We start from the raw sequence: 23,158 nt of genomic DNA, 5'->3' as shown, positions 1-23,158 counted from the left end.
GCCTTGGCCGGCAGCCACCGGCCAAGGCGCTAAGTCGCTTCCATCGCACAAATCATGCTCGTGCAGATACAAGGGGTTACGGTCCCTCGTTAGCGCTGCGGCCCCTCACCCGATTTGCTTTCGCTCTAGTCCATGATCTCGACCGTGGCCGAACGGCCGGCGACCAGTGCGATGCGATCGGGCAGGTGATCGAGCGCAATGCGCACCGGGACGCGCTGTGCGAGCCGGACCCAGCTGAAGGTCGGATTGACGTTTGCGAGCAGGTTCGCGCCGTCGGTGCGGTCGCGGTCCGCGATGCCGGCCGCAATGCTCTCGACGTGTCCGGTGAGCCGGACCGGCTCGCCCATCAGCCGCACCTGCGCCTTGTCGCCGACGCGAATGCGCGCCAGCTTGGTCTCCTCGAAATAGCCCTCGACATGCAGCGTATCGGTGTCAACCAGCGCCATCACGCCCTTGCCTGCGGTGACGTAGGCGCCGGGCCGCAGGTCCATATTGGTGATGGTGCCGTTGACAGAGGCATGCACCTCGCTGCGATCGAGGTTGAGCTGCGCCACGGCGCGATCGGCGACCGCCTGGTCGTAAGCGGCCTTGGCCTGCAGCTGCGTGGCCAGCACCTGCTCCTGCTTCTGCTGCGACACCGCATCGGTGGTCAGCGAACTGTAGCGTTTGAGATCGGATTCGGCCTGATCCAGCGTGGCGCGATGGCCGGCGACCGCAGCATCGGCCTGCTGCAACGCCAGGGCAAAGCGCGCGCGATCGATCCGGAACAGGATGTCGCCGCGATGCACTTGCTGATTGTCCCTGACCAGCACGTCGGTGACGAAGCCCGACACGTCGGGAGCAACCTGAACCACGTCGGCGCGGACCCGGCCGTCGCGGGTCCATGGCGATTCCATATAGTAGACCCAGAGCGCGCGACCGACGGCCAGCGCAGCGACAAGCGCGATCGCGGTCAGCGCGACCCGGCCGAGCCAGGCGAAATTCCCCTTCATGGCAAAAACTCCGAGAGATAAACGACGACGCCGAGCAGGCATACGTACAGGGCGAAATTGAACAGCGCGCGATGCCAGACCAGCCGGTAGAGTCCGAAGCGCTGCATGATCCGGCTCACCACCGCGCTCAGCGCATAGGCAACGATGAGCCACAGCAGCAGCGCCGGGACCAGGACACCATAGATGTCGAGCTCATATCTCATGCAGCAAAACTCTCCTCGGGCTGCGATCGATACGCAGGCGCATCCGGAAACAGGCCGCGGCGGATGCCGACGAGGCCGAGCAATGCATCGTCCCGCGCGCGCTCATTGGGGTCCTTGACCACAGCGGTCACTGTCGCATCGATGCGCGACACCAGTTCGGCCGGCATCGCCTGGTCCGCATGGGCGCGAAACGCCGCCGCGAGGTCGTCCAGCATGTCGTCGATGGCACGCACGGTCAGTGCGGCGAGGCCGTAGCGCGCCCGCCTGAGGTCGATGATGTTGAGCCCGATGCGCAGCTGGACCAGGCTGTCGGCATCGCGGCGGTCGCTCTCCGAGATGAAGGCGATGCGCTGCACCAACAGGCCGAGCCGATGCAGCATCAGGCCGGCAAATTGCGCGCGATCGCCGCGGCCGCGCCGTTCGGCCGCGACCGCAAGGGTCTGCCAGCTCGACATCATCAGCCGCTTGGCGATCCATTCGGCGCCGACGCCGCGCGCGACCCGCGTCACGATCTCGGCGATGACGACGCCGAGGAAGAAGGCGACCGACGTGTTGGCAAAGCTGGCGAAATCCGCGCTGTAGGTCGATTGCAGCGCGAGCAGCGTCGCGGTGTTGGCGGCGAGCGCCATGCCGATCGGCGCGGTCTTGGGCCGCGCGATCAGGAAGCCGTACAACAGGAAGGTCGGCGCCAGCGCGGCGATCAGGACCTCGATATGGGAGATGCCCGGCACCAGCGCGAACTGATAGATCGCGACCACGACGATCGCGACCAGCGAAAACAGGCCGAAGGCCCGGATGCTGCGCGCCGGCTCATCCTGCGCCGCGAAGAAGGAGCAGGCGACCGCCGCCATCATCGGCGCCGAGGCGCCGTCGGCCCAGCCGGTCGCAATCCACAGGCCGCAGCAGATCAGGATCGCCACCGCCGCCCCGGCAGCCGACCACAGCGCCATGCCGTGGTCGCGATGACGGACCGGCGCGGCCCCCGATTCCGGGTGGAACGCCAGCGGGACGGTGGAGATATCCTGGCCCGCCGCGATCGCGTCGCCCACCGCGCGGCAGTCGGCCGAGATGTCGACAAGCTCGCGCAAACGCAGCAGCAGGCTGATGGTGATGATGCGCTCCCGCGGCGCGAGGCCGTCGAGCGCAGATTGGCGCTCGGCGATCGCGGCGCGGATCTGCTCGCCGGATTGCCGCGAGCGATCCTCGTCCACGATCCATGCGGCGAGGTCGCCGATCAGGCGCCGCAGCTCCGGTTGCCTTTGCAGCGCCGCTTCGCCGAGCGCGGCCAGCCGGTCTTCGATCGACGTGACGATCGGCAGCAGCATCAGCATGCGCAGCCGGACCTCTCCGAGGCCACGTACGGTGCCGGCGTCGGCCAGCCGGTCGTAGGCGAGATGGGTCGCCAGCGTATCGATCTCGACGATGTCGGTCGCAAGGTGGAGGCGTTGGGCCCGGCGCGTCTCGCTGGTGCCGCGATCAAGCAGCACGTCGCGGGACAGGCGGCGCGCATCCGCCAGCCAGTTCCTGACGCGGCCGCCGACCGCCGGCGCGACGCTGCGCGGAAACACCACCGTCGACACCAGGCTGGCGCAGATGATCCCGAGCGAGATTTCCTCGACCCGCGCCAGCGCGACATCGAAGATGCTGCCGGGGTCGGCCACCGATGGAAAGCCGATCAGCGCGACGGTGTATCCCCCCAGCATGAAGATGTAGCTGCGCGGCGTGCCGTCGAGCAGCGCCAGATAGAGGCAGAGGCCGACCCACAGCGCGATCGCAAGGCACAGCAGTTCCGGCGCGTTGATCAGGTTCGGCACCAGGGCGACCGTCATGCTCGCGCCGACCAGGGTGCCGATCACGCGGAAGAACGCCTTCGAGCTGGTCGCACCGGCCAGCGGCTGTGACGTGATGTAGACCGTCGCCATCGCCCAATAGGGGCGCGGCAGATCGATCGCCAATGCGATGACGAGCGCCAGCATCGACGCGGCGAACGTCTTCAACGCGAAGATGAGGTCCGCATGGCGGACCAGGAACGGCTCTTCCGCGCGCATGACTATCTCGCCTCTGCAGCAGTCTTGTCTGCAGCAGTCTTGCCCTGAACGCTCTTGGCGTCCTGCAGGCGGCTCGCGCGCTGCTCGATGCGCTGGAGCGTCTCGAAGGTTACCGCAAGTTGTTCGCTGCCGATATCCTTCAGCAGGCTTGCGCGCACGCGGCGTAACACCCGGTTGGTCTCCTCGACCTTGGCTTCGCCTGAAACGGTGAGATGCAGCGTCTTGGCGCGCCGGTCGGTCGGATCCTCGCGACGCTCGACCAGGCCTTCGGATTCGAGCAGATCGATCAGCCGAACCAGCGAAGGCCCCTCGATCCCCAATTCGTCGGCGAGCACGCCCTGGCGGACGTTCTCCCCCTGCCGCGACAGCACCAGCAGCGGGATCGCCGTGGCGTAGGACAGGCCGTGATCGGACAGCGCCTGATCCGACTCGCGACGCCAGATGCGGGCGAGCCTGTTGATCAGGCGGCCGATCTCGGCGTGGATATGGGATTGCGACGGAGGCATGGGAAATTAGATAGGATACGAACTATTAGGATGCAATGATATACCTCCGAACATCGCGGACGATCACGCAAATGCGATCACGGAAGACGTCAGAATTCCTGCACGGTCGACCGGAAGCCGATCCAGAGTGCGACCGACACAAGCCCCAATCCGCCGAGCACCAGGAAGACCGGGCCGTAGCCGACCCATTGTGCGATCCAGCCGCCGAGCGCCGGGCTGAGCGAGGCGCCGATTCCCTGAACGGTGATGACCGCGCCTTGCCCGAGATTGACGCGGCCGGTTCCGTTCAGTGATCGCGCGACCATTCCCGGAACGGCCACGCTTTGCAGGCCGGCGCCGATGCCGTCGAGGATTTGTACCGGCAGGACGCCCCACCAGCCGGAGAGGAAGAAGGCAAGTACGCCGCGCACCGGTAACGCCAGAAACGACAGCAGCAGGACCGACCAATAGTTGCGGCGCTCGGCTGCGCGCATCCCCGCAATCGACGCGAGGATCATCACCGCCTGCGCCACCACGATCGTGGTGGCGACGAAACTCGGACCGTTGGCATGATTGCCTGCGACGGCGGCAAGGCCGTAGAGCGGTACGATCGACGCGTTGCCGAGGTGGAATGCGGCCAGTGCGACGGCGAGCACCAGCAGCGGCTTGTGCTTGACCAGCACGGAGAAGCCGCTGGGCTGGCTGTCCGGGTCTTCTTCCTTACCGCGTGCTGCGTGGTGATCGATGCTGCCGGGCGGGATCATCAGGACGCAAGCAATCGTGACCGCGCCGAACAGGGCGGCGAGCACGAACACTGCCACATAGCCGTATTGCCAGCCGAGATAGCCCGATGCCGCGGCGCCGACCATGTTGCCGACGTGGTTGAAGGCCTGGTTGCGGCCGTTCTGCCGGTTGAAGCCGCGCTGTCTGACGATGCCGAGCGTAATGCCGGTGACCGCCGGCACGATCGCCGCGCCCGCGATCGAGGTCGCAACCTGGGACACCGCGACGGCCCAGAAGCTTTGCGACATCAGGATGACGACCGATGCCATCACGACCGCGATGCCCGGCACGATCACCCATGCCCGCTTGTGGTTCGTCGTATCGATGCAGCCGCCGATCGGTGTCGTGATCAGCATGCCGGCGACGTTGCCGAGCGTTAGAGCGGTCCCGATCAGGCCGCTGGTCCAGCCGTGCAGCTGGAGGAAGACCCCGACGAACGGTCCAATCCCGGACTGCATGTCTGCCATGAAGAAGTTCACGGCCAGCAGCGGCCACAGACGCGCAGGCGCAGAAGACGATTTCGCTTTGCGATCGGGCATGTTCCATGAACGCGCGGGACCGCGGAACGAAGCGGTGGTGGGCGGATATTTCTGCGCAACCGGCAGTGCCGCGATACGCATGGCGACCGTCGGCACGATTCTCGAAACGGAGATCGTGGCTGGCACCCTCGCGGTCCGGCTCGCGCCGGTCCGTGTCTATCGCACCAGTATGTAGGCGACCACGATGATCACGAGCGCGATGATCGCCGACGTGAACATCATGCCGTAGGAACGTGCCTGCCTTTCCTGGGGCGTCTCAATTGTGTTTGCCGGCGCTGGTTCGGCCGGGCCTTCGCGGACCATGATCGGTGTCCTGTTCATCACAACTCAAGTCCGACGCCGCCGACGCAGCTTCGTTCCTAATCGGCGCCGGAGCCGGGCCGGTTGCGCGTAGGAACCTCGCTCCGAACCGGCCGTTGGCCGGTCGTCCGCAAGATATATCGGCGCAACTGCGCGTGACGCAGCGCCGTCCTGCGCAAGGAGGACATGATGGGTTTGGCCCAATACGCGGTGATCGCGGCCGGCGAGGAATGGGGCGTTCTGCACGATGGCAATCTCAATGCCGGATACGCCACCAAGGAAGCCGCATTCGAGGCGGCAGCTGCCGCCGCGGCGCTGGCGATCAGGCTGGGACATGAAGTCCATGTCAGCGTGCCCGGACGCGAGGAAGGTGAGGCGGCCCTCACGAAGCAGCCGGCATAGCTCGACAATTGCGGCTTGTATTCGGTCGCACCTAAGTTCGGTGAACGTCCGCGCCGCCTTATGGATCGAGCTCAGTATCCCAGTAGAGATAATCGAGCCAGCTCTCGTGCAGATAGTTCGGCGGGAACAGCCGGCCGTTGCGGTGGAGCTGATGCACGGTTGGTGCGTAGGGCGTCTGCTTCGGAAACATCTTGGCCTGCTGCGGCGTCAGATTGCCCTTGCGCAGATTGCAGGGCGAGCAGGCCGCGACGACGTTCTCCCAGGTGGTCTGGCCACCCTTGCTGCGCGGAATGATGTGATCGAAGGTGAGGTCGTCTGGCGACAGGCAATACTGACAGGAGAAGCGGTCGCGCAGGAAGACGTTGAACCGGGTGAAGGCGGGGTGGGTGGTCGGCTTGACGAAGGATTTCAGGGATACGACGCTGGGCAGCTGGATTTCGAAGGAAGGACTTCGTACCGCCCGGTCGTAATATTCGACGATGTTGACACGATCGAGGAACACCGCCTTGATCGCGTCCTGCCAGGACCAGAGCGACAGCGGGTAATAACTCAGCGGCCGGAAGTCCGCATTCAAGACCAGCACCGGCCAACCGCCTTGCGAGACATGTGCGTTCAAATAACGCTCCTGACTCCCACCAGCTGCGAAGCAGCATGCACTCACATACTACAGGCAGCGTGACGGGATTGTGAAGAGCAATGAGCAGCTTATCCGCCGTCCCCTGCCATGTTCCTGCCCCGATTGCCTCCCGCCCGCGAGGCCCGTAAAGGGAGCCGCAAGCCCCTCGGCCAGTGACGGACCCCTGCCGATGACCACGACCACAAGCTATCTCGAGGCGCCGCGCCGGTTGCGCGCATTCGTTCGTGCGCATGAGACGAGCCTCGTGGTGCTGGCGGTGCTGATTGGCGCCATTGGCGGTCTCGTGGTGGCGGTGATGAGCAGCCTCGTCACGGTGCTGCATTCGGTGCTGTTCAATCTGCCGCTGGGCGAGCGGCTGTCGAGCCAGCCCAGCATCGATCCGGTGCGCGCGCTGCTGGTTCCCACGGCTGGCGGCCTGATGCTCGGCATCGCGTTCCTGCTGCTGCTGCGGGTCCGGCCGGCTCGCGAGATCGACCCGATCGAGGCCAACGCGCTTTATGGCGGCCGGATGTCGTTCCGCGGCAGCGTGATCGTGGCGTTGCAGACGATCTGGTCGAGCGGCGTCGGCGGCTCGGTCGGGCTCGAGGCCGGTTACACCCAATTGTCCAGCGGCCTTGCCGCCTCGCTCGGCCGCGGTTTCCATCTCCGCCGCAACGACCAGCGAATCATGGTCGGCTGCGGCGCGGCGGCGGCGATCGCCGGGGCCTTCAGCGCACCGCTTGCGGGCGCCTTCTACGCTTTCGAACTTGTGATCGGCGGCTATACGCCGGCGAGCCTGACCCCGGTCGGGGTGGCGGCCGTGACCGGCTATTTCGTCGCCCACGCCTTCGAGCCGCTGCCGCTCGGCGTCGGCGTCGGAACCGTCGGCGACGTGCTCGGGCGGGATCTTGCGATCGCCGCGCTGCTCGGCATGGTCGCCGCTTTGACCGGGATCGCGATCATGCGCGGGGTGACGCTGTGCGAGGCGGTGCTGACCAAGACCCGGCTCTGGCAGCCGCTGCGGCCGGCGCTCGGCGGGCTTGCGGTCGGCGCGATGGCGCTGCTGACGCCGCAGGTGATGTCGTCGGGCCATGGCGCGCTGCGCTTCGCCGGCATCGTGGCGATGCCGCTCACCATCATCGCCGGCGTGTTCGCGCTGAAGGCGCTCGCCTCGATCGTGTCGCTCGGCTCCGGCTTCCGCGGCGGCTTGTTCTTCGCCACGCTGTTCATGGGCGCGCTCGGCGGCCGGCTGTTCGCCGCCGGCGTCGACATCGTGTGGCCTGGCCTTGATCTCGATCCCAACGCCTATGCCGTGATCGGCATGAGCGCACTGTCGGCCTCGGTGATCGGCGGTCCGCTCACGATGTCGTTCATCGCGCTGGAATCCACCGGCAACCTCTGGCTCACCACCGCGGTGCTGGTCGCGGTGATCATCTCGACCACGATCACGCGCGAATTGTTCGGCTATTCGTTTGCGACCTGGCGGCTGCATCTGCGCGGCGAGACCATCCGCAGCGCCGCCGATATCGGCTGGATCCGCGATCTCACGGTCGGCAAGATGATGCGGCAGGACATGACAACGGTGAATGCCGCGATGCCGATCGAGGCGTTCCGCGAGGAATTCCCGCCGGGCTCGAAGACCCAGGTGGTCGCGGTCGACGGCGAGGGACGCTATGCCGGGCTCGCGCTGGTCGCCGAAGCGCACGCGCCGGACCTCGAGGAGGACAAGGGCCTTGTCGCCATCCTGCGCTACGCCGACGTGGTGCTGCATCCCGGCATGAACGTGCAGGAGGCGATCGCGGTGTTCGACGCGGCCGAAGCCGAATCGCTCGCGGTCGTCGAGGGCGATGGCGACCGGCGGCCGATCGGCCTGCTCACGGAAGCGCACGCGATGCGGCGCTACGCGGAAGAGTCCGAGCAGCGCCGCCGCGAGGTGATCGGCGAGATTTGATGATGGTGTGAAGAAGGAATGCAGCGCGAGCCCGCTTCTAACCCCGTCATCCTGAGGTGCGAGCGCAGCGAGCCTCGAAGGATGAATCGGCCACCAGCCGGGCCGTCGACCCTTCGAGGCTCGCTCCGCTCGCACCTCAGGGTGACGGGACACAGGGGTGGCGCCGACTATCCCAAAACCTTCTCCAGCTTCTGCAAGCACCGCGTCACGCGTACCGCCGCCGGCATCTCGGTGTCCGGAAAGCTGGTCTTCCAGTCGGTGACGCCGACTTCGCCGACATAGATGTCGCCGCGCGAATCCAGTGCGATGCCGTGCGGCGCCAAGAACTTTCCGGTCTCGACGCCGGGGCCGTGCTCGCCGCCGAGCCGGGCGATGCGCTTGCCGGTGCCATCCACGATCGACAGCCGCGGGCCGAGATTGGGCACCTTGCGGTTGACGGCCATGCCGGGGCCGAGCTCGCCGATCACGAAGTTCGGCTGCTTGCCGCCCCCGCAGCAGCATAAGGCGCAGGGCCGGTGCAGATTGTTCCACTGCGTCTCGTATTTGCCGTTGCCGTCGAACACCTGGACGCGGTGGTTCTCGCGGTCGGCGACATAGACGAAGCCGTCGGCGTCGGTTGCGATGTTGTGCACGATGTTGAACTGGCCGGGATCGGTGCCGGGCTCGCCCCAGGTTTTGATCAACTTGCCGTCCGGCGTGTATTTGTGGACGCAGGCATTGCCGTAACCGTCGGAGACGTAGATCTCGCCCTTCGGCGACAGCGCGGTATGGGTGCAGCGATGAAACGGCTCGCCGCTCATGAACGGCGCCGGCTTGTTCGGAATCCCGATCGTCAGCAGCACCTTGCCGTCGGTTGAGCACTTGCGCACGGTGTGGTCGCCGTCGTCGGTGCAATAGAGATTGTCGTCGGCGTCGATGTGCAGGCCGTGGGCACGCGAGAACAGGCCTTCGCCAAAACTCCGGATGAAGTTCCCCTCGCGGTCGAGCACCACCATCGGGTGTTCGCCGCGGTTGAAGACATAGACGCGGTCCTTGCTGTCGACCGCGACGGACGCGACATCCGTCAGGCTCCAGCCGTCCGGCAGTTTCGCGAAGTTCTCGACGACACGATAGCGATGCTCGCCGGTGCCGAGGATGGTTGGCATGAGGTCTCTCCAAGATCGTCATTCCGGGGCGATGCGCAGCATCGAACCCGGAATCTCGAGGTTCCGGGTTCGCTTCGCGCCCCGGAACGACGGTAGGTTTCTATGAAAGCCTCGCCACCGGCCCGACGTCGCGCGGCAGCAGGCCTGCCTCGATCGCCTTGATCTGCAGCGCGAGATAGCGCGAGTTGATCCGGCATTGCGCGAGGCTGCCGGCGATGAACCACAGGCCGGGCTGCGGCGTGCGGGTGTACATGTTGCGCAGCTCCTGGCCGTCGCCGAAGCCCCAGATCGGGCCGACGCGCGCCGCCATCGCATCGCCGAACAGCTTCTTCACCAGCTCTTCCTGCGGCCGGTAGCCCGTCGCCAGCACGATGAGCTCGGCTTCTGCCGTTTCGCCGTTCTTCAGCCTTGCGCCTTCGCTGACGAAGGTCTCGATCTCGGCGAACTGCTTCAGCGCGACCGCGCCGCTCGCGACGAGGTCGGAGCAGCCGACGTTGAAGTAATAGCCGCCGCCACGCGTGAGGTATTTGAACTGCCAGCCGGTGCCGCCGTCGCCGAAATCGAGCTTGAAGCCCTTGCGCGCGAGACCGTCCAGCAGCTTCTTGTCGAGCTCTTTCGACTGCTCGGTCATCAGCACATGGCTGCGCTTGGCGAGGGTAAGCGGCATCGAGGTCGCGATCAGGTCATTGTCCTCGAGCGAGCCTTCATTATAGGCGGCATAGGCCAGCTGCGCCGACGGCTCGATGTTGGTAATGAGCGTCGAGGAGCGCTGCACCAGCGTGACCGCGGCGCCGGAGGAATGCAGGTCCTGCGCGATATCATGGCCGCTGTTGCCGGTGCCGATCACCAGCGCACGCTTGCCGGTCCAGCTCTCGCCGTCCTCGTAACCGCTGGAATGCATGACCTTGCCGGAAAAATTCTTCAGGCCTGACATCTCGGGCAGGTTGGGGATGCCGCTGACGCCGGTCGCCATCACGACATGGCGCGGCTGCATGGTCCGTGTCGTGCCGTCGGTACGGCGCAGCTCGACGGTCCAGCGTCCCCGTGCCTCGTCATAGCTGCCGCCGGCGAACTCCGTGCCGGTCCAGAAATTCAGCTCCATGGCATCGACATAGGATTCGAACCAGTTGGCGAGCTTGTCCTTCGGGATGTAGGTCGGCCAGTTCGGCGGGAACGGCATGTAGGGCAAGTGATTGACCTGCACCTGGTTGTGCAGGGTCAGCGCGTGGTAGCGCTTGCGCCAATTGTCGCCGACGCGGGCCTCGCGGTCGACGATCAGCGCGTCGATCTTGAGCTGTTGCAGCCGTGCGGCGATCGCAAGCCCCGCCTGTCCGCCGCCGACGACCAGCACATCGGGATCGCGGCCGGCATACTCGGTGGACGCCTTGCGCAGGTCGAGCCAGTTGGGGCCGCGGAAGTCGCGGGAATAGGCCTGTCCACGCGGCCGCGTATGGCCCTGCTGCTCCTCGAAGCCTTTCAGCTCCTCGAGTGCGGTCAGCAAGGTCCAGGCCTTCAGCCGGTCGCCATCGGCAGCATCGGGAATCAGCCGCACGATGCCATGGCCGCGGCCAATGGCCGTCTCGAACTTGAAGATCGCCTCGATCGCGTTGGTGCCGGCGCGCATCACCCGGCGCGGCGCAGCGCGCTCGGCATCGATGCGGAATTCGCGCGGCGTGCTGCGGCGCGCATGTGCGGGCAGTTCCTCGATGATGGCAAAGGCGCGGTTGACTGTCTGGATGTTCCAGCTCAGCGCCAGCACGTCGCGCCAGTAGCTGTCGGGGTGGAACAGCGGCTTCAGCAGCACATCGTCGGGGCTCGCCAGCGCATCCTCGAACTGCACAAGCCAGTTGTCGGCGGCGACCGAAATATCGTCCGTCTTGTCGAGCATCGGGCGTTTCCCGTCATCGGCCGCCCTTGGTCAGTTTTTTGGCGGCGTTCCATTGCCGCAAAGCCTATACCCATTCGCGAGGCCGCAGAAAGGGCGTGACGGGATAGCGCCTATTCGGCCAGCGACAGGATCAAGCCCTGGTCCGGTGGCACGCGGCCCTGCAGGGTATCGAGATAGGCCTCGCGCACCGCGGCCGGGCCGCGTCGCTCGACGACGTCGAGCCAATTCGGCAGATGCGGCACGAGCTCGGTCCATGCGGCGCCAAAACGCTGGTCGATACCGCCGGGCCCCCATTCCTTGGCGCGCTTGCGGATCTGGTCCGGCGCGAAGAACCACACCGGCTTGGCGCCGGGCAGCGTCGGCTCGTCCGGCTCGCTCGCGCGGTGCGTGAGCCCGACCCGGCCGGAATAGACCATCCGATCGCCGAAGTGCCGGTGCAGGGCCTCGCGCAGGGCGCTATTGCCGGCCATGTCGACATAGGCGACGGGCTCGGCCGGTGGAATCGCCGCAACCTGGTCATAGGTGACGACCTCGTCATAGCAGCCGAGCGAAGTGACGAAATCGACATTGCTCTTGGAGGTCAGCCCGATCACAGGGATACCCCGTTTGTGCACGAGATGGGCGAGCCCGAACGCGGTCTTGCTCGAGGCCGACGACAGGATGACGCGGCGCGCGCCGTAGAACGCATTCTCGGCGAGGTAATCGTCGACCAGGAACGAGAGCATGAACAGCGGCAGCAGCAGCGCGCGGAAATCGCCCTGCCGGCCGGCATAGGTCGGATCGCCGGAGACGCGGGCATAGGCATTATAGACCGGCGAGACCTCCTGCCGGTGCGCGGCGCCGTCGCGCAGGCCGCGCTTGCTGACGTCGGCCGCCTCGATCACGAGATGCGTCGCCATCGGGAAATAGCCGAACAGCGTTTCGCCGACGGCGACAGCGGGATGTTTCGAGGCCAGCACCTCGCCAAAGCCCCAGACCGGGATGATGCCGTAGTCCTCGGGCGCCGGGAACAGCTGCCAATATTTCAGCTGCTCGCCGATCACGGCGTAGGTGATGTTGTTGGCGGTGAAGGCGAAGCGGGTCACCTTCACCAGCAGCGCGTCGGCCGGCAGCGCCGCGGCATCAGGCAATCGCGTCTCGATCACCTTGCATTGCTGCAGATCGTTGCGGATGACGATGAAGTCGGTCGAGTTCATGGCGATGATCCTGATGCGGGCGCATCGTTGCGTCGATTGCCGGCCGTTTGCAACAGCAACTAAGTTTCAAACGCCGTTCGCTTCACCTTCACATGGCTCAGCCGAGCTGTCCCTCGCGGTAGAGGTCACGCAGCTTGCGCTTGAAGATCTTGCCGGTGGCCTCGCGCGGCAGCGCGTCCATGAAGCGGATGTCGCGCGGCACCTTGAAATTGGCGAGCTTGCCGCGCAGGAACTCCTGGATCGCCGCAACCGACAGCGTGCCGCCCGCTTCCGGCTCGACGCAGGCGAACAGCCGCTCGCCATACTCGTCGTCGGGAACGCCGAACACCGCGCAGTCGCGCACGCCGTCCATGCCGATCAGGGCATTCTCGATCTCGGCGGGATAGATGTTGACGCCGCCCGAGATCACCATGTCGCGCTTGCGGTCGCACAGGAACAGGTAGCCGTCGGCGTCGAGATAGCCGACATCGCCGACGCTGATCAGATCGTCGCGGTCGGCCTCGGCGCGCGCCTTGGCGTTGCCGTGGTAATCGAAATCCGAGATCGCGGTCTGGCGCATGAAGATCTCGCCGGGCTCGCCGACGTCGCATTGCGTGCCGTCGGGCCGGAATATCTTGACGATGCCGCCCTCGATGGCGCGGCCGACGGTGCCGGGCTTGGCCAGCGCCTCGGCCGATGAATGCCAGACCGGGATGCCGGTCTCGGTCGAGCCGAGATATTCGTTGATGACAGGTCCCCACCACTCGATCATCGCGCGCTTGACGTCGACCGGGCAGGGCGCCGCGCCGTGCACGATGAAGCGTAGCGACGACAGGTCGTAGCGGCGGCGCGTCTCCCCGGGCAGGCGCAGCAGCCGCACGAACATGGTCGGCACCATGTGCATGTGGGTGACGCGGTGGCGCTCGATCAGTTGCAGCAGATCCTCGGGATCGAACCGTGGCTCGAGCACGATCGCGCAGCCGCTGCGGAACGCGAGCATGCCGTAGGAGTGCGGCGCCGAATGGTACATCGGGCCGTTCATCAGGATCACCTGGCCCTCGTTCGGCTTGACGCCGTAGGTGAGGGCGCCGACGCGGGCGGCCGCCGCCTGCTGCTCGGGCCGCATCGGCTTGCGCTTGACGCCCTTCGGCAGTCCTGTTGTGCCCGAGGTGTAGAACATCGGCGCGGCGCCGATCGGTGCGTCGGTCAGCGGTTGATGCGTCTCACGCCAGATGTCCCAGTCGGTCATGCCGTCAGGCACCGTCGTGAGCGCCGGCGTCACGCCATAGGCGGCGGCGATCTCCGGTGGCGTGGTCACGACCAGCAGCTTGATCGCAGGCGGCAACCCGTCGCGGATCTGCGGCAGCAGATCGGCGTGGCAGACCAGCGTGTCGGCGCCGCTGTCAGTGAGGATGTAGGCGACCTCGTCGGCCTTCAGATGCCAGTTGATCGGCACCACCGGGCTGCCGAGCGCGGCCGAGGCCGCGACCACCTCGAACAGCGCGAAGTCGTTGCGCAGCATCATGCCGACCGGCTTGCCGCCCTGCACGCCGAGCGCGCGCAAGCCGGTAGCCGCCCGCGCGATGCGGGCGTGAATGTCGCCGTAGCTGATCTGTCGGTCGCCGCTGATGATCATACCGGGTCTCTCCAGGCGATCGTCCAGCGTCAGGCGCTGGCCCGAAGGAAATCGCTGCGGGCCTCGGTGTACTCCGCCTTCAGCCGCGCCACCAGTTCGGCGACCGGCGGGGCGTCGACGATCTGGCCGATGCCCTGGCCCGAGCCCCAGATGTCGCGCCAGGCCTTGGCCTTGGTGTTGCCGCCGGAGCCGAAATTCATCTTGGTCTTGTCGGCGACCGGCAGATTGGCGGGATCGAGGCCTGCCGCCGCGATCGACGGCCCGAGGTAGTTGCCGTGCACGCCCGTGAACAGGTTGGAGTAGACGATATCGTGGGCGGCAAACTCGGTCAGCGCCTGCTTGTACCTGATGTCGGCGTTGGCTTCCTCGGTGGCGATGAAACGGGTGCCGATATAGGCGAGATCGGCGCCGAGCGCGAGGGCGGACGCGATGCTCCAGCCGTCCGAGATCGCGCCCGACAGCAGGATCGTGCCCTTGAACCATTGCTTGACCTCGCGCACCAGCGCGAACGGCGACAGCGTGCCGGCATGGCCGCCGGCGCCGGCGCAGACCAGGATCAATCCGTCGACGCCCTGCTCGGCGGCCTTGCGCGCGTGCTTCACATTGATGACGTCGTGGAACACCACGCCGCCATAGGAATGCGCGGCCTCGACGATCTCGGACGGCGGGCGCAGCGAGGTGATGATGACAGGCACCTTGTGCTTCACGCAGGTTTCCATGTCGCGCATCAGGCGGTCGTTGGAGGCGTGGCAGATCTGGTTGACGGCGTAGGGCGCGACCTTCTTCTCCGGATGCAGCGCCTGGTACTCGCCGAGTTCGTTCTCGATCTGGGTCAGCCATTCGCCGAGCTTCTCGGCCGGGCGGGCGTTCAGCGCCGGAAACGAGCCGACGACGCCGGCCTTGCACTGCGCGATCACGAGCTCGGGCCCCGAGACGATGAACAGCGGAGAGCCGACGACCGGCAGTTCAAGCTTGTTGGCGAGCGAAGCAGGCAACGACATTCTTCGGATCCTCCATGGGTGGACCGCCCGGCCGGCAGCCGGAGCGGATCGCGATGTGTTGTGATGGCCGGAGCGGCGGCTCTCTCGGCGCGCCGCAATATAAGGCTGGACGGCCGCGTCATGGCGTTCAATATTGAACGACCAACTGGTCAATAGTGAACAAGGACGCAGGAGAGAACGGCATGGACTGGGATCTCTGCAAGACATTCGTCGCGGTGGCGGAGACGCGGAGCCTCGCCGGCGCGGCGCGGCGGCTGCGCATCAGCCATCCCACCATCGGCCGCAACGTCGCGGCGCTGGAGAAGCAGCTCGGCACCCGGCTGTTCGCCCGTTCCAATGACGGTTTGTCGCTGACGTCGCATGGCCGCAAGTTCCGCGAACATGCCGAAGCGATGGCGGCCGCGGCGCTGCGCGCGGAGGCGGCCGCCTCCGCCACCGGCGAGCAGGCGCGCGGCGTCGTCAAGCTGTCGATCGGCGCGACGCTGGCGGCGCATTGGCTGATGCCGCGGCTCGGGCCGTTCCTGCGCGATCACGCCAATATCCAGCTCGAGATCATCACCCATCCGTTTCCGGCAAGCGTCCGGCGGCGCGAGGCCGACGTGGTGCTGCGCCCGGTCGATGCCGGGGACGAGAACCTGATCGGGCGCAAGATCGGGCGGCTCGGCGCCGGCTTCTATGCATCGCGGCTCTACGCGGTCGGACGCAGGCTTCCGGAGCGGCCGGACGAGTGGCGGGGGCACAGCGTGATCGGGTTTGCCGACCAGGCCTCGAATGCGCGTCTGGCGCGCTGGAGCGATGTCATCACCCGGCAGGGCACGCTGGTGATGCGCTGTTCCTCGCAGGGCGACATGCTGGCGGCGGCGCGCGCCGGGCTCGGGATTTGCGCGCTGTCCTGCCTGGTCGGCGCCGACTATCCCGATCTGGTTCGGGTCGCTCCGCAAAAGCTCTCGAGCCTCTCCGACCTCTGGCTGCTCGCCCATCCCGATCAGGTCGAGCTTCCGTCAGTGCGGGCCGTGATCGGCTTCGTCACCGATTGCGCGCGCGAGGACCGCGTCAGGTTGCGGGGATAGGCCGTGCTCATAAATCCGAGATGTCTGCTTTGGAGAATAAAGCGGCCACGCGATCTAACCAGAGGGATGCCGCCTTGTGACCCAAAGCGGAAGTCGATCCCAAATCAATCGGAAGCCTACCGAAGAGGCGGCCCCACGACTTGCATGTGGTGCTTTGCCATCAGCTTCTGGTTCGTGTCGGCATCGACGCCTTGCCGCTCCGCGAACATCTTTTCGAACCCACCGGGCGTCACACCGAACAGCAATACACCGGGCTCCGTCCCGATGTTCTGAAACGTGTGCGGAGTAACGCGAGGAATGAAGACAAAGGCCCCGGCGGGCGCGCTCACAATACGTTCGCCCAGTTTGAAGTTGAACTGGCCGCTCACAACGTAACAAAACTCAGCTTCCATTCCGTGCAGGTGCGTAGGAGGGCCGCTCTTGGGTGCAATGGTTTGACGAAAGATGCCGAGCACACCCCCAGTTTCATCAGCCGTCGCCAACAGTTCGGTGAAATCTCCCTCGCGGCCTTGCTGTCCGCTGTAGCGGGATGCTTCGCCGGGCAGGACGATGAATGCCCCCTCAGCCGCAAAGACCGGGCGTGAGATGGAGGATAGAGCAAGGACGACAACAGCGGCGGCAAACAAATAAAGAAGGCCGAGACGTGTCTTCATGACTTTGGTGTGCATGGCAACCTCGCCTAGCTATGTGATGGTGTGCGAGCGAAACTAGAACGGTCGTTCGGCTTCCAATGCGTAAGTATAAGGCCAGTTCCTCTTCCTTCCTAACACTCAATGACCGCCTCCGATGCGCCTCCCAAGCTCGGCTTCTGGCCCTTCGCTTCCGCTAATGCAGTGCAGCGACATGTCAGGTCACTGGGGTAGACCGGAAGTTTGCATCCGAGTGCCAAACCGACGCGATTGGCCCAACTGAGACATTGGCAGTGCCCGAGCTATCGATGCTAAACTAAACCCAACAGAGGGATAGTTGGCATGCACCATGGACAGCCCAGTCAGACCGCTCGGGGTGCGGCCGCCCATCGCGCGATTCATCAGATATTAGAAGGCGGAGCTATCTTCAAAGATCCGTTTGCGTCGAGAATTTTGGACGAACGGACAGCGGTCTCCTTGAATGAAATGGCGGCCGACGAATCGCTGGGGCCAATGCGCTTGTTCATCGCCGCGCGCAGCCGGTTTTCCGAGGATGCCCTTGCAGCCTGCGTTGCGCGCGGCGTGCGGCAGATCGTTATACTCGGCGCGGGCCTCGATACGTTTTCCCTGCGCAACCCGTTTGCCCACGCCGGCGTTCGTGTGTTCGAAGTCGATTACCCCGCAACGCAGGCCTGGAAGCGCGAGCGGCTGAAGGAAGCGGGATTGCCGCTACCTGCCTCGCTCACCTTTGTACCCATCGACTTCGAACGGCAGAGCCTTGCCGAGGGATTGGCTGGTGCCGGCTTTCGTAGCGACTGCCCCGCCTTCTTCCAGTGGCTTGGCGTCGTTGTCTATCTTTCACGAGAAGCGATCCTGGTAACACTCGACGTCATCGCCAGCATTCCGGCATCCGCAGTGGTGTTCGAGTACACCGAGCCGTTTGAGAACCATTCTCCCGAGGGCCGCGCCCGTCTGATGGCAGCCGCCGAGCAGGCTGCGGCGCGCGGCGAGCCCTGGCTCTCCTTCTTCAATCCGACCGAACTTTCCGCCATCCTTCGCGGCAAGGGGTTTACCGATTTCGAAGATCTCCGTGTAGCCGAGATGGTAAAACGCTATCCCAGCGCGCTCGCGACAGGCCTCAGCATCAGCCCGGGCGGACACGTGGTGAGGGCTGAAAGAGCATTATGATGTAAAAAGGCCGCGGCATCGCCCGGGGCTTTTCGTTTGCCAGTGCCACAAGCGGCGATGTCCGATTCTGGCCCAAAGCTGCTGATCGGCTTGCTCGGCATTTACGTCGGCTGCTGGAGGGACACCGGACCAGCTCGCCGAGCTGTGACCGATGCAGACTTCTAAAAGGGGCCGCTTCTATGTTCGCTGTGTCGGCTCAAGTGGTCGAGTGCCTACCACAGCTATGCTGGATCTTATCAACCGGCATCTTCAATCGTCGAGTCTGCAACGGTAAGCCCAGCTGACCGATGATTTCATCCCAATCCGGAGCGCGCTGTCTTGCTTGCATCATTCGATCCGCTTGCGAACCTTTGGTCGTGGGCCTAGGGTCAGTGAGACGGATATTCGCGCTGGGTGATGTACGCTCTCGTGCGCCTGATTTTTTTGCAGCGAATTTGCGTATCCGTTGACGGTCACCCATTAGCTACCGGCCCAGAACGAACGCGCGGAAATGCGTTTTGGCGAGCCGGTTGTCGGCTGCGCAAGAACCAAGTCGTAAAAGCGCGCAAACTAGGGAGAGACCAATGAAACACGGACTCCTGGGGTTGTTGTTGGCATGCGCCTTGACCGCTCCCAGCTGGGGGGAAGAGGCGGAGAAACCCACAATTGTGCCGGTGACGAAGGCACCTTTTCACTTGTTCACGTTCCAGGATGACAACATGTCACTTGTAAGTGTGACGTTGCCTCCGGGCTTTTCGACGGGCTACCATTCGCACGATCAAGATCTGGTTTTCGTCATCACGGCCGGCGCAAAGATAAAAAACCAAGTCCTTGGCAAAGAGCCGGTAGAGCTAGAATTCAAGACAGGGGAGGTCCGTTTTGCTTCCTACACGAAGACCCCGGGCGTGCATCAACTCATCAATATTGAAAAGGACCATGCGATGCGGCTGCTGGCGTTTGCGATCGTCTATCCCGAACCGGGGCGTTACAGTGTCTCGACACGGCCCGCAAAGTACGAAGTGGCGCTGGATAACGATCGTGTTCGGGCTTGGCGGCTCAAGCTAAGCCCAGGTGAGAGTGCTCCGGCAATTCAGCAAACGTCTCCAGGTGCAAGGATCGTCGTTAGTGGCGGCACGGTGACCGAAAAAAGACCGGGGAAGCCGGATCAGCCACTGGTGCTGAACAATCACGACTTCATGGTGATGCCCGCCGAAGAGCGCGGCATTGAAAACAATGGAAGCAGTGCAGTAGAGCTGGTGGAGATCGAGCTGAAATAACCTGCTGCCTGCTCGCGGGCTGCTGCGCGTCAACAACCGTCGTTTCAGGCAAGTCGGCTTCTGGGCCCTTCGCGGACATTCAATCTGACATCGTTGATGTCTGCTTGTTAGGGCAATCCGGACCCCGCCATTTCCGCACGCTTGTACCGGATTTATGACTACGCACCCCAAAGCTAGAACGCATGCTCAGGCCCGCGCCCGCCACAGCGTCATCGCGAGCAGGATGAAGGCGGCGCAGGTCCACAGCGACTGCCAGTTCTCCGGCCCTTCGTTGAGCACCGTATAGATTGCCGCGGCAAGGTAAATGCCGGCAAACATCGGCTCCGCCAGAGGGCGGCTTCCCTTCGCGGGGGGATTGAGCAGCGCTATGGCTGCAAAGGGCACCGCCGCCATCGTGAGAGGCGCGAATGGAAAATCGATGAAGCGCGGGTCGAAGATGAGGCCGAGCGCGGTCGCCGTGGCGATCACCGCGGTGACCATCAAGGCCAATCCGTGCATCGTCACCAGCATCGATTCAGTGTGGTAGCCCTTCGGACCCAACAGTTCCGCAAAGCTGGGCGGTGCGCGACCCGATACCAAGGCGTTGGCACCGAACACCGGCGACGCCGTTGCCGCCACGAGAAGCGCGCCCCACACCAGCCAGCCTCCGGTTCCGTAGCTTTCATAGACCAGTCGTTGCGCCGCGACCCCGAACAGGATTCCGCCTGTGGTCGCCGAGAGCCCGACCGCCAGCCATGGCACGAGCGTGGATTCCATTGGCTCCCTCGGCTTGCGGTGCAAGGTCAGCCATGCTGCGCCGAACACCAGGATTGCCAGCGCCATTCCGCCGCTCATCTGCAGTTTCCAGTACGGGAAATTGCTGATCGGCACGCCGGCCGGATATTTCAGCGTTCGCTGTTCGGAATCGAACAGGCCCCAGGAGCCGCCGACCGTGCCCTCGATCTCGCGCTTCCACCCTTCGTCATAGGCCTCGAACAGGTTGACGCGGAAGTGCTCGCGCCGCGCCAGGTCGAGCACCTCCGCGACCACGCGCGCCTGATTGGTGCGCGACGGCAGCGCGGACTCGCGCATCCGCCCCTCGCTCGGCCAGCCGACTTCTCCGATAAAGATTTCCTTGCCCGGGAACGCCGCCGCGACCTGCTTGCGAATCTCGTCCGCGTGCGCGGCGGCCAAATCCGCCCGGATTGGAATATTCTCCCAATAGGGCAGGATGTGAATCGTGACGAAGTCGACGGCGTCGGAAAGTTCGCGATTGCTCAGCCAGAACTCCCAGACCTCGGCATAGGTGACGGGGACGGCGACCTGCGCCTTGATCGAGCGGATCAGGGCAGCGAGGTCGGACGCCGCCATTTCCTTGCGCAACAGGACCTCGTTGCCGACCACGAGTGCGATGATCGTGTCCGGATATTCCCTGGCGAGACGGATCGCCGTTTCGACCTGCGTTGCATTCTTCTTCCGGTCCCGATCGAGGAAGATGCCCTGAATGACTTTCAGTCCTGCCTTGGCCGCAAGTCCGGGAATCTGGTCGAGGCCGAGGTCGGTCGCGTAGGTGCGGATGCAGTGGGATATCTTGGCAAGTTGCGCGAGATCTTCCGCGATCTGTTCCGGCGAGACCTGCGTCGCCGGCGAAAGTGATGTTTGATTGTTGCGGAACGGCGCGTACGAGATGCACTGGACTTTGTCGTTCGGATCGATCGGTGCGCGCGGCAGGTTGACCGGGATGCCGAGCCACCACCACGTCGCGGCGATCGCACCCAGGGATATCAGCAGAAGCGTCAGCGGGGTACGGAACGATACCAGGTCCGTCCTCCTTGCAGGAAGGATGTGCTTAGCGGCGAAATGGGCGAGGTCGGCAAATTGAATAAGTATTCGTCTGCTGATGCTATAGCATGCGATCGCGCAGTCGCAGTGTTTTTATCAACGGCCTACTTCGCGCTCGCGATCACGCCTTCGCGATTCCTGAGCACGCGATAATACGCCCACCACAGATGTGCGGCAGCGCCACGCAGCGGCCGCCACGGCTCGGCAAGCGGCGCCATCTGCTTCGGCGTCGGCCGCTCCTTCAGCCCGAGCCCGACCTTGACCGCTTCCTGCACGGCGAGGTCGCCGGCGGGCCACGCATCGCCGTGGCCGAGGCAGAACAGCAGATACACGTCGGCGGTCCATGGGCCGATCCCAGGCAGCGCGGTCAGCGTGTTGTGCGCCGCATCGGCCTCCTCGTTGGCGAGCACGTCGAGGTTCAGCCGCTCCTCGGCGAGCTCGCGGGCGATGTGTTTGAGCGTCTTGATCTTGGCAGCGGACAATCCGAGCCGGCCGAGCCGGTCGGCGCGCGCCTTGCGGATGGCATCATGGTGGAACGGGTCGAACGCCTGGCTGACGCGCCCCCAGATCGCGGCAGCACTCGCGGTCGACAGCTGCTGGCCGCAGATGATCGCGGCAAGTCCCGCAAACCCGGGCTCGCGCTGCCGGATCGCCGGCATGCCGGTCGATTCGAGGATCGGGCGCAGGCGGCGATCCTGGTCGACCAGTTTGTGGATGGCGTCGTCGAGGTCGGCCTGGGTTTCGAGATGGATCAGCATTGCGGGATCGTTTTGACTCGTCATGCGCGGGCTTGCCGCCTCTGCTAAAGCTCCGGCGGGCCTGGATGCGCGGGCCTCGGCGAAGCCTTGGCGTAGCCGGGACCCGCGCATCCATCTCCTATCGTAACAGAGTCTTCTCCAGATGGATTGCCGGATCGAGCCCGGCAATGACGTGCGATCAACAACGATGCCACCCGTTTTCCGCTTCGCCCCGAGTCCGAATGGCTATCTCCATCTGGGCCATGCCTATTCGGCACTGCTCAATCACGATCTCGCGCGGCAGTCGGGCGGACGCTTGCTGCTGCGGATCGAGGACATCGACGCGACGCGCTGCCGGCCGGAATTCGAGCAGGCGATCTACGAGGACCTCGCCTGGCTCGGCATCAGCTGGGAGACCCCGGTGCGGCGGCAGTCGGAGCATTTTGCCGCCTATGGCACCGCGATCGACCGGCTGTCGGCGCAGGGGCTGGTCTATCCGAGCTTCGAGAGCCGCGCCGAGATCGCGCGACTGGTCGCCGAACGCGAGGCCGGTGGCGCCTGGCCGCGCGACCCGGACGGTGCGCCGCTTTACCCGGGGGCGGCGAAATCACTGTCGGCCGGGGAGCGCGACCGGCTGATCGGGCAGGGCGCGCCGTTCGCGCTGCGACTCGACATGGCCTCAGCCGTCGCCCGCGCCGTCGGCCTATCCTGGCAGGAAGCGGGCGAGGGACCGGCCGGCGAGCGCGGAGACGTCGCGGCCCGGCCCGAGGCCTGGGGCGACGTGATCCTGGCCCGCAAGGAAACCCCAACCAGCTACCATCTCTCGGTCGTGATCGACGACGCCCTGCAAGACGTCACCGATGTGGTCAGGGGCGTTGACCTGTTCTGGTCGACCAGCGTGCATCGGCTGTTGCAGGACCTGCTTGGCTTGCCCGCGCCGGTCTACCGGCACCATGCGCTGATCTTGGACGCGGCCGGGCAAAAACTGTCGAAATCAACCCAGGCGACCGGGCTACGCGAGCTGCGGGCAGACGGGGCCAGCCCGACCGACATCAGACGTCTGGTCGGTTTGGTGTAGTCCGCCACCAAGGTGCGGCGCTCCTCTTCTTCTCGCGGAGACGAGGGGACCTGTGTGATTTCTGAATAATAGAAAAATACCGCCGATTTGCCCGGCATGTCAAGTTGCGGCGTCGGACGCCGGCGGCCGCCGGCTCCTTTGCATGGGGTTGTTTTCGACATTTTGGCTGGAGGCCCCCTGCGATAGCGCTGCTCTTGCAGGCGAGGGCGCCGCAA

General features: G+C 65.0%; 22 protein-coding genes. 7 read left to right on the top strand and 15 right to left on the bottom strand.

The window, feature by feature from the left end:
- Nucleotides 1-125: 125 nt before the first annotated feature.
- From QMZ05_RS01765 to QMZ05_RS01745, 5 genes are all read right to left on the bottom strand, one after another.
- On the bottom strand, nucleotides 126-992 hold the full coding sequence (locus QMZ05_RS01765) for an HlyD family secretion protein (protein WP_353699195.1): 867 nt from the start codon (nucleotides 990-992) through the stop codon (nucleotides 126-128).
- Nucleotides 989-1,195, bottom strand: a complete 207-nt coding sequence (locus QMZ05_RS01760) for a DUF1656 domain-containing protein (RefSeq protein ID WP_353699194.1) — start codon at nucleotides 1,193-1,195, stop codon at nucleotides 989-991. The genes QMZ05_RS01765 and QMZ05_RS01760 overlap by 4 nt, the downstream gene beginning before the upstream one ends.
- Nucleotides 1,192-3,243: an FUSC family protein gene (locus tag QMZ05_RS01755; RefSeq protein WP_353699193.1), complete on the bottom strand. Its 2,052-nt coding sequence runs from the start codon at nucleotides 3,241-3,243 to the stop codon at nucleotides 1,192-1,194. The genes QMZ05_RS01760 and QMZ05_RS01755 overlap by 4 nt, the downstream gene beginning before the upstream one ends.
- Nucleotides 3,244-3,245: 2 nt before the next feature.
- A complete protein-coding gene (locus QMZ05_RS01750) occupies nucleotides 3,246-3,749 on the bottom strand; it encodes a MarR family transcriptional regulator (protein ID WP_353699192.1) in 504 nt (167 codons plus the stop codon).
- Nucleotides 3,750-3,838: 89 nt separating this feature from the next.
- Complete coding sequence (locus QMZ05_RS01745) at nucleotides 3,839-4,978, bottom strand: MFS transporter (protein ID WP_353699191.1); 1,140 nt, start codon at nucleotides 4,976-4,978, stop codon at nucleotides 3,839-3,841.
- Here QMZ05_RS01745 and QMZ05_RS01740 point away from each other — a divergent pair.
- Entirely contained in the window at nucleotides 4,977-5,225 is a 249-nt protein-coding gene (locus QMZ05_RS01740) for a hypothetical protein (RefSeq protein WP_353699190.1), read from the top strand. The genes QMZ05_RS01745 and QMZ05_RS01740 overlap by 2 nt on opposite strands.
- Here the strand turns inward: QMZ05_RS01740 and QMZ05_RS01735 are convergent.
- Nucleotides 5,207-5,371, bottom strand: a complete 165-nt coding sequence (locus QMZ05_RS01735) for a hypothetical protein (protein WP_157863330.1) — start codon at nucleotides 5,369-5,371, stop codon at nucleotides 5,207-5,209. The genes QMZ05_RS01740 and QMZ05_RS01735 overlap by 19 nt on opposite strands.
- A 168-nt stretch (nucleotides 5,372-5,539) precedes the next feature.
- Here QMZ05_RS01735 and QMZ05_RS01730 point away from each other — a divergent pair, with 168 nt between their 5' ends.
- Nucleotides 5,540-5,752, top strand: a complete 213-nt coding sequence (locus QMZ05_RS01730) for a hypothetical protein (RefSeq protein WP_279709211.1) — start codon at nucleotides 5,540-5,542, stop codon at nucleotides 5,750-5,752.
- 58 nt (nucleotides 5,753-5,810) lie between these two features.
- Here the strand turns inward: QMZ05_RS01730 and QMZ05_RS01725 are convergent, their stop codons facing one another.
- A complete protein-coding gene (locus tag QMZ05_RS01725; RefSeq protein WP_024584725.1) occupies nucleotides 5,811-6,368 on the bottom strand; it encodes an HNH endonuclease in 558 nt (185 codons plus the stop codon).
- A gap of 190 nt (nucleotides 6,369-6,558) precedes the next feature.
- On the opposite strand from QMZ05_RS01725, the gene QMZ05_RS01720 reads away from it, so the two are divergent.
- Nucleotides 6,559-8,319 (top strand): chloride channel protein, encoded by a 1,761-nt coding sequence (locus QMZ05_RS01720; RefSeq protein WP_353699189.1) that lies wholly within the window; start codon nucleotides 6,559-6,561, stop codon nucleotides 8,317-8,319.
- Between the two features lie 167 nt (nucleotides 8,320-8,486).
- Here QMZ05_RS01720 and QMZ05_RS01715 read toward each other — a convergent pair whose 3' ends face one another.
- From QMZ05_RS01715 to QMZ05_RS01695, 5 genes are all read right to left on the bottom strand, one after another.
- Nucleotides 8,487-9,464: a peptidyl-alpha-hydroxyglycine alpha-amidating lyase family protein gene (locus tag QMZ05_RS01715; RefSeq protein ID WP_353699188.1), complete on the bottom strand. Its 978-nt coding sequence runs from the start codon at nucleotides 9,462-9,464 to the stop codon at nucleotides 8,487-8,489.
- A gap of 100 nt (nucleotides 9,465-9,564) precedes the next feature.
- On the bottom strand, nucleotides 9,565-11,352 hold the full coding sequence (locus tag QMZ05_RS01710) for an NAD(P)/FAD-dependent oxidoreductase (RefSeq protein WP_353699187.1): 1,788 nt from the start codon (nucleotides 11,350-11,352) through the stop codon (nucleotides 9,565-9,567).
- 110 nt (nucleotides 11,353-11,462) lie between these two features.
- The gene (locus tag QMZ05_RS01705) at nucleotides 11,463-12,548 is read right to left on the bottom strand and encodes a DUF2855 family protein (RefSeq protein ID WP_353699186.1); all 1,086 of its coding nucleotides are present in this window, start codon (nucleotides 12,546-12,548) and stop codon (nucleotides 11,463-11,465) included.
- Nucleotides 12,549-12,645: 97 nt separating this feature from the next.
- On the bottom strand, nucleotides 12,646-14,163 hold the full coding sequence (locus QMZ05_RS01700) for an acyl-CoA synthetase (protein WP_353699185.1): 1,518 nt from the start codon (nucleotides 14,161-14,163) through the stop codon (nucleotides 12,646-12,648).
- Nucleotides 14,164-14,192: 29 nt separating this feature from the next.
- Nucleotides 14,193-15,164, bottom strand: coding sequence for a nitronate monooxygenase family protein (locus QMZ05_RS01695; RefSeq protein WP_353699184.1), 972 nt, complete (start codon nucleotides 15,162-15,164; stop codon nucleotides 14,193-14,195).
- A 182-nt stretch (nucleotides 15,165-15,346) separates the two neighbouring features.
- Here QMZ05_RS01695 and QMZ05_RS01690 point away from each other — a divergent pair, with 182 nt between their 5' ends.
- Nucleotides 15,347-16,234 (top strand): LysR family transcriptional regulator, encoded by an 888-nt coding sequence (locus QMZ05_RS01690; RefSeq protein ID WP_353699183.1) that lies wholly within the window; start codon nucleotides 15,347-15,349, stop codon nucleotides 16,232-16,234.
- Nucleotides 16,235-16,350: 116 nt separating this feature from the next.
- On the opposite strand, the gene QMZ05_RS01685 is transcribed toward QMZ05_RS01690, so the two are convergent.
- A complete protein-coding gene (locus QMZ05_RS01685) occupies nucleotides 16,351-16,902 on the bottom strand; it encodes a cupin domain-containing protein (protein ID WP_353699182.1) in 552 nt (183 codons plus the stop codon).
- A 303-nt stretch (nucleotides 16,903-17,205) separates the two neighbouring features.
- On the opposite strand from QMZ05_RS01685, the gene QMZ05_RS01680 reads away from it, so the two are divergent.
- On the top strand, nucleotides 17,206-18,051 hold the full coding sequence (locus tag QMZ05_RS01680; RefSeq protein ID WP_353699181.1) for an SAM-dependent methyltransferase: 846 nt from the start codon (nucleotides 17,206-17,208) through the stop codon (nucleotides 18,049-18,051).
- 563 nt (nucleotides 18,052-18,614) lie between these two features.
- Nucleotides 18,615-19,307, top strand: a complete 693-nt coding sequence (locus tag QMZ05_RS01675; RefSeq protein WP_353699180.1) for a hypothetical protein — start codon at nucleotides 18,615-18,617, stop codon at nucleotides 19,305-19,307.
- Nucleotides 19,308-19,493: 186 nt separating this feature from the next.
- Here QMZ05_RS01675 and QMZ05_RS01670 read toward each other — a convergent pair whose 3' ends face one another.
- Both QMZ05_RS01670 and QMZ05_RS01665 read right to left on the bottom strand, forming a co-directional pair.
- On the bottom strand, nucleotides 19,494-21,065 hold the full coding sequence (locus QMZ05_RS01670) for a glycosyl hydrolase family 17 protein (protein WP_353699198.1): 1,572 nt from the start codon (nucleotides 21,063-21,065) through the stop codon (nucleotides 19,494-19,496).
- 167 nt (nucleotides 21,066-21,232) lie between these two features.
- Nucleotides 21,233-21,886, bottom strand: coding sequence for a DNA-3-methyladenine glycosylase 2 family protein (locus QMZ05_RS01665; RefSeq protein ID WP_353699197.1), 654 nt, complete (start codon nucleotides 21,884-21,886; stop codon nucleotides 21,233-21,235).
- A gap of 187 nt (nucleotides 21,887-22,073) precedes the next feature.
- Here QMZ05_RS01665 and gluQRS point away from each other — a divergent pair, with 187 nt between their 5' ends.
- Nucleotides 22,074-22,943, top strand: a complete 870-nt coding sequence (gene gluQRS, locus QMZ05_RS01660; RefSeq protein ID WP_353699179.1) for a tRNA glutamyl-Q(34) synthetase GluQRS — start codon at nucleotides 22,074-22,076, stop codon at nucleotides 22,941-22,943.
- Nucleotides 22,944-23,158: the final 215 nt, after the last annotated feature.

The sequence above is a fragment of the Bradyrhizobium sp. INPA03-11B genome (assembly GCF_040446015.1).
Classification (GTDB): Bacteria; Pseudomonadota; Alphaproteobacteria; order Rhizobiales; family Xanthobacteraceae; genus Bradyrhizobium; species Bradyrhizobium macuxiense_A.
The sequence above is the reverse complement of the archived record's forward strand: the minus strand, read 5'-3'. Positions and strand labels throughout refer to the sequence as shown.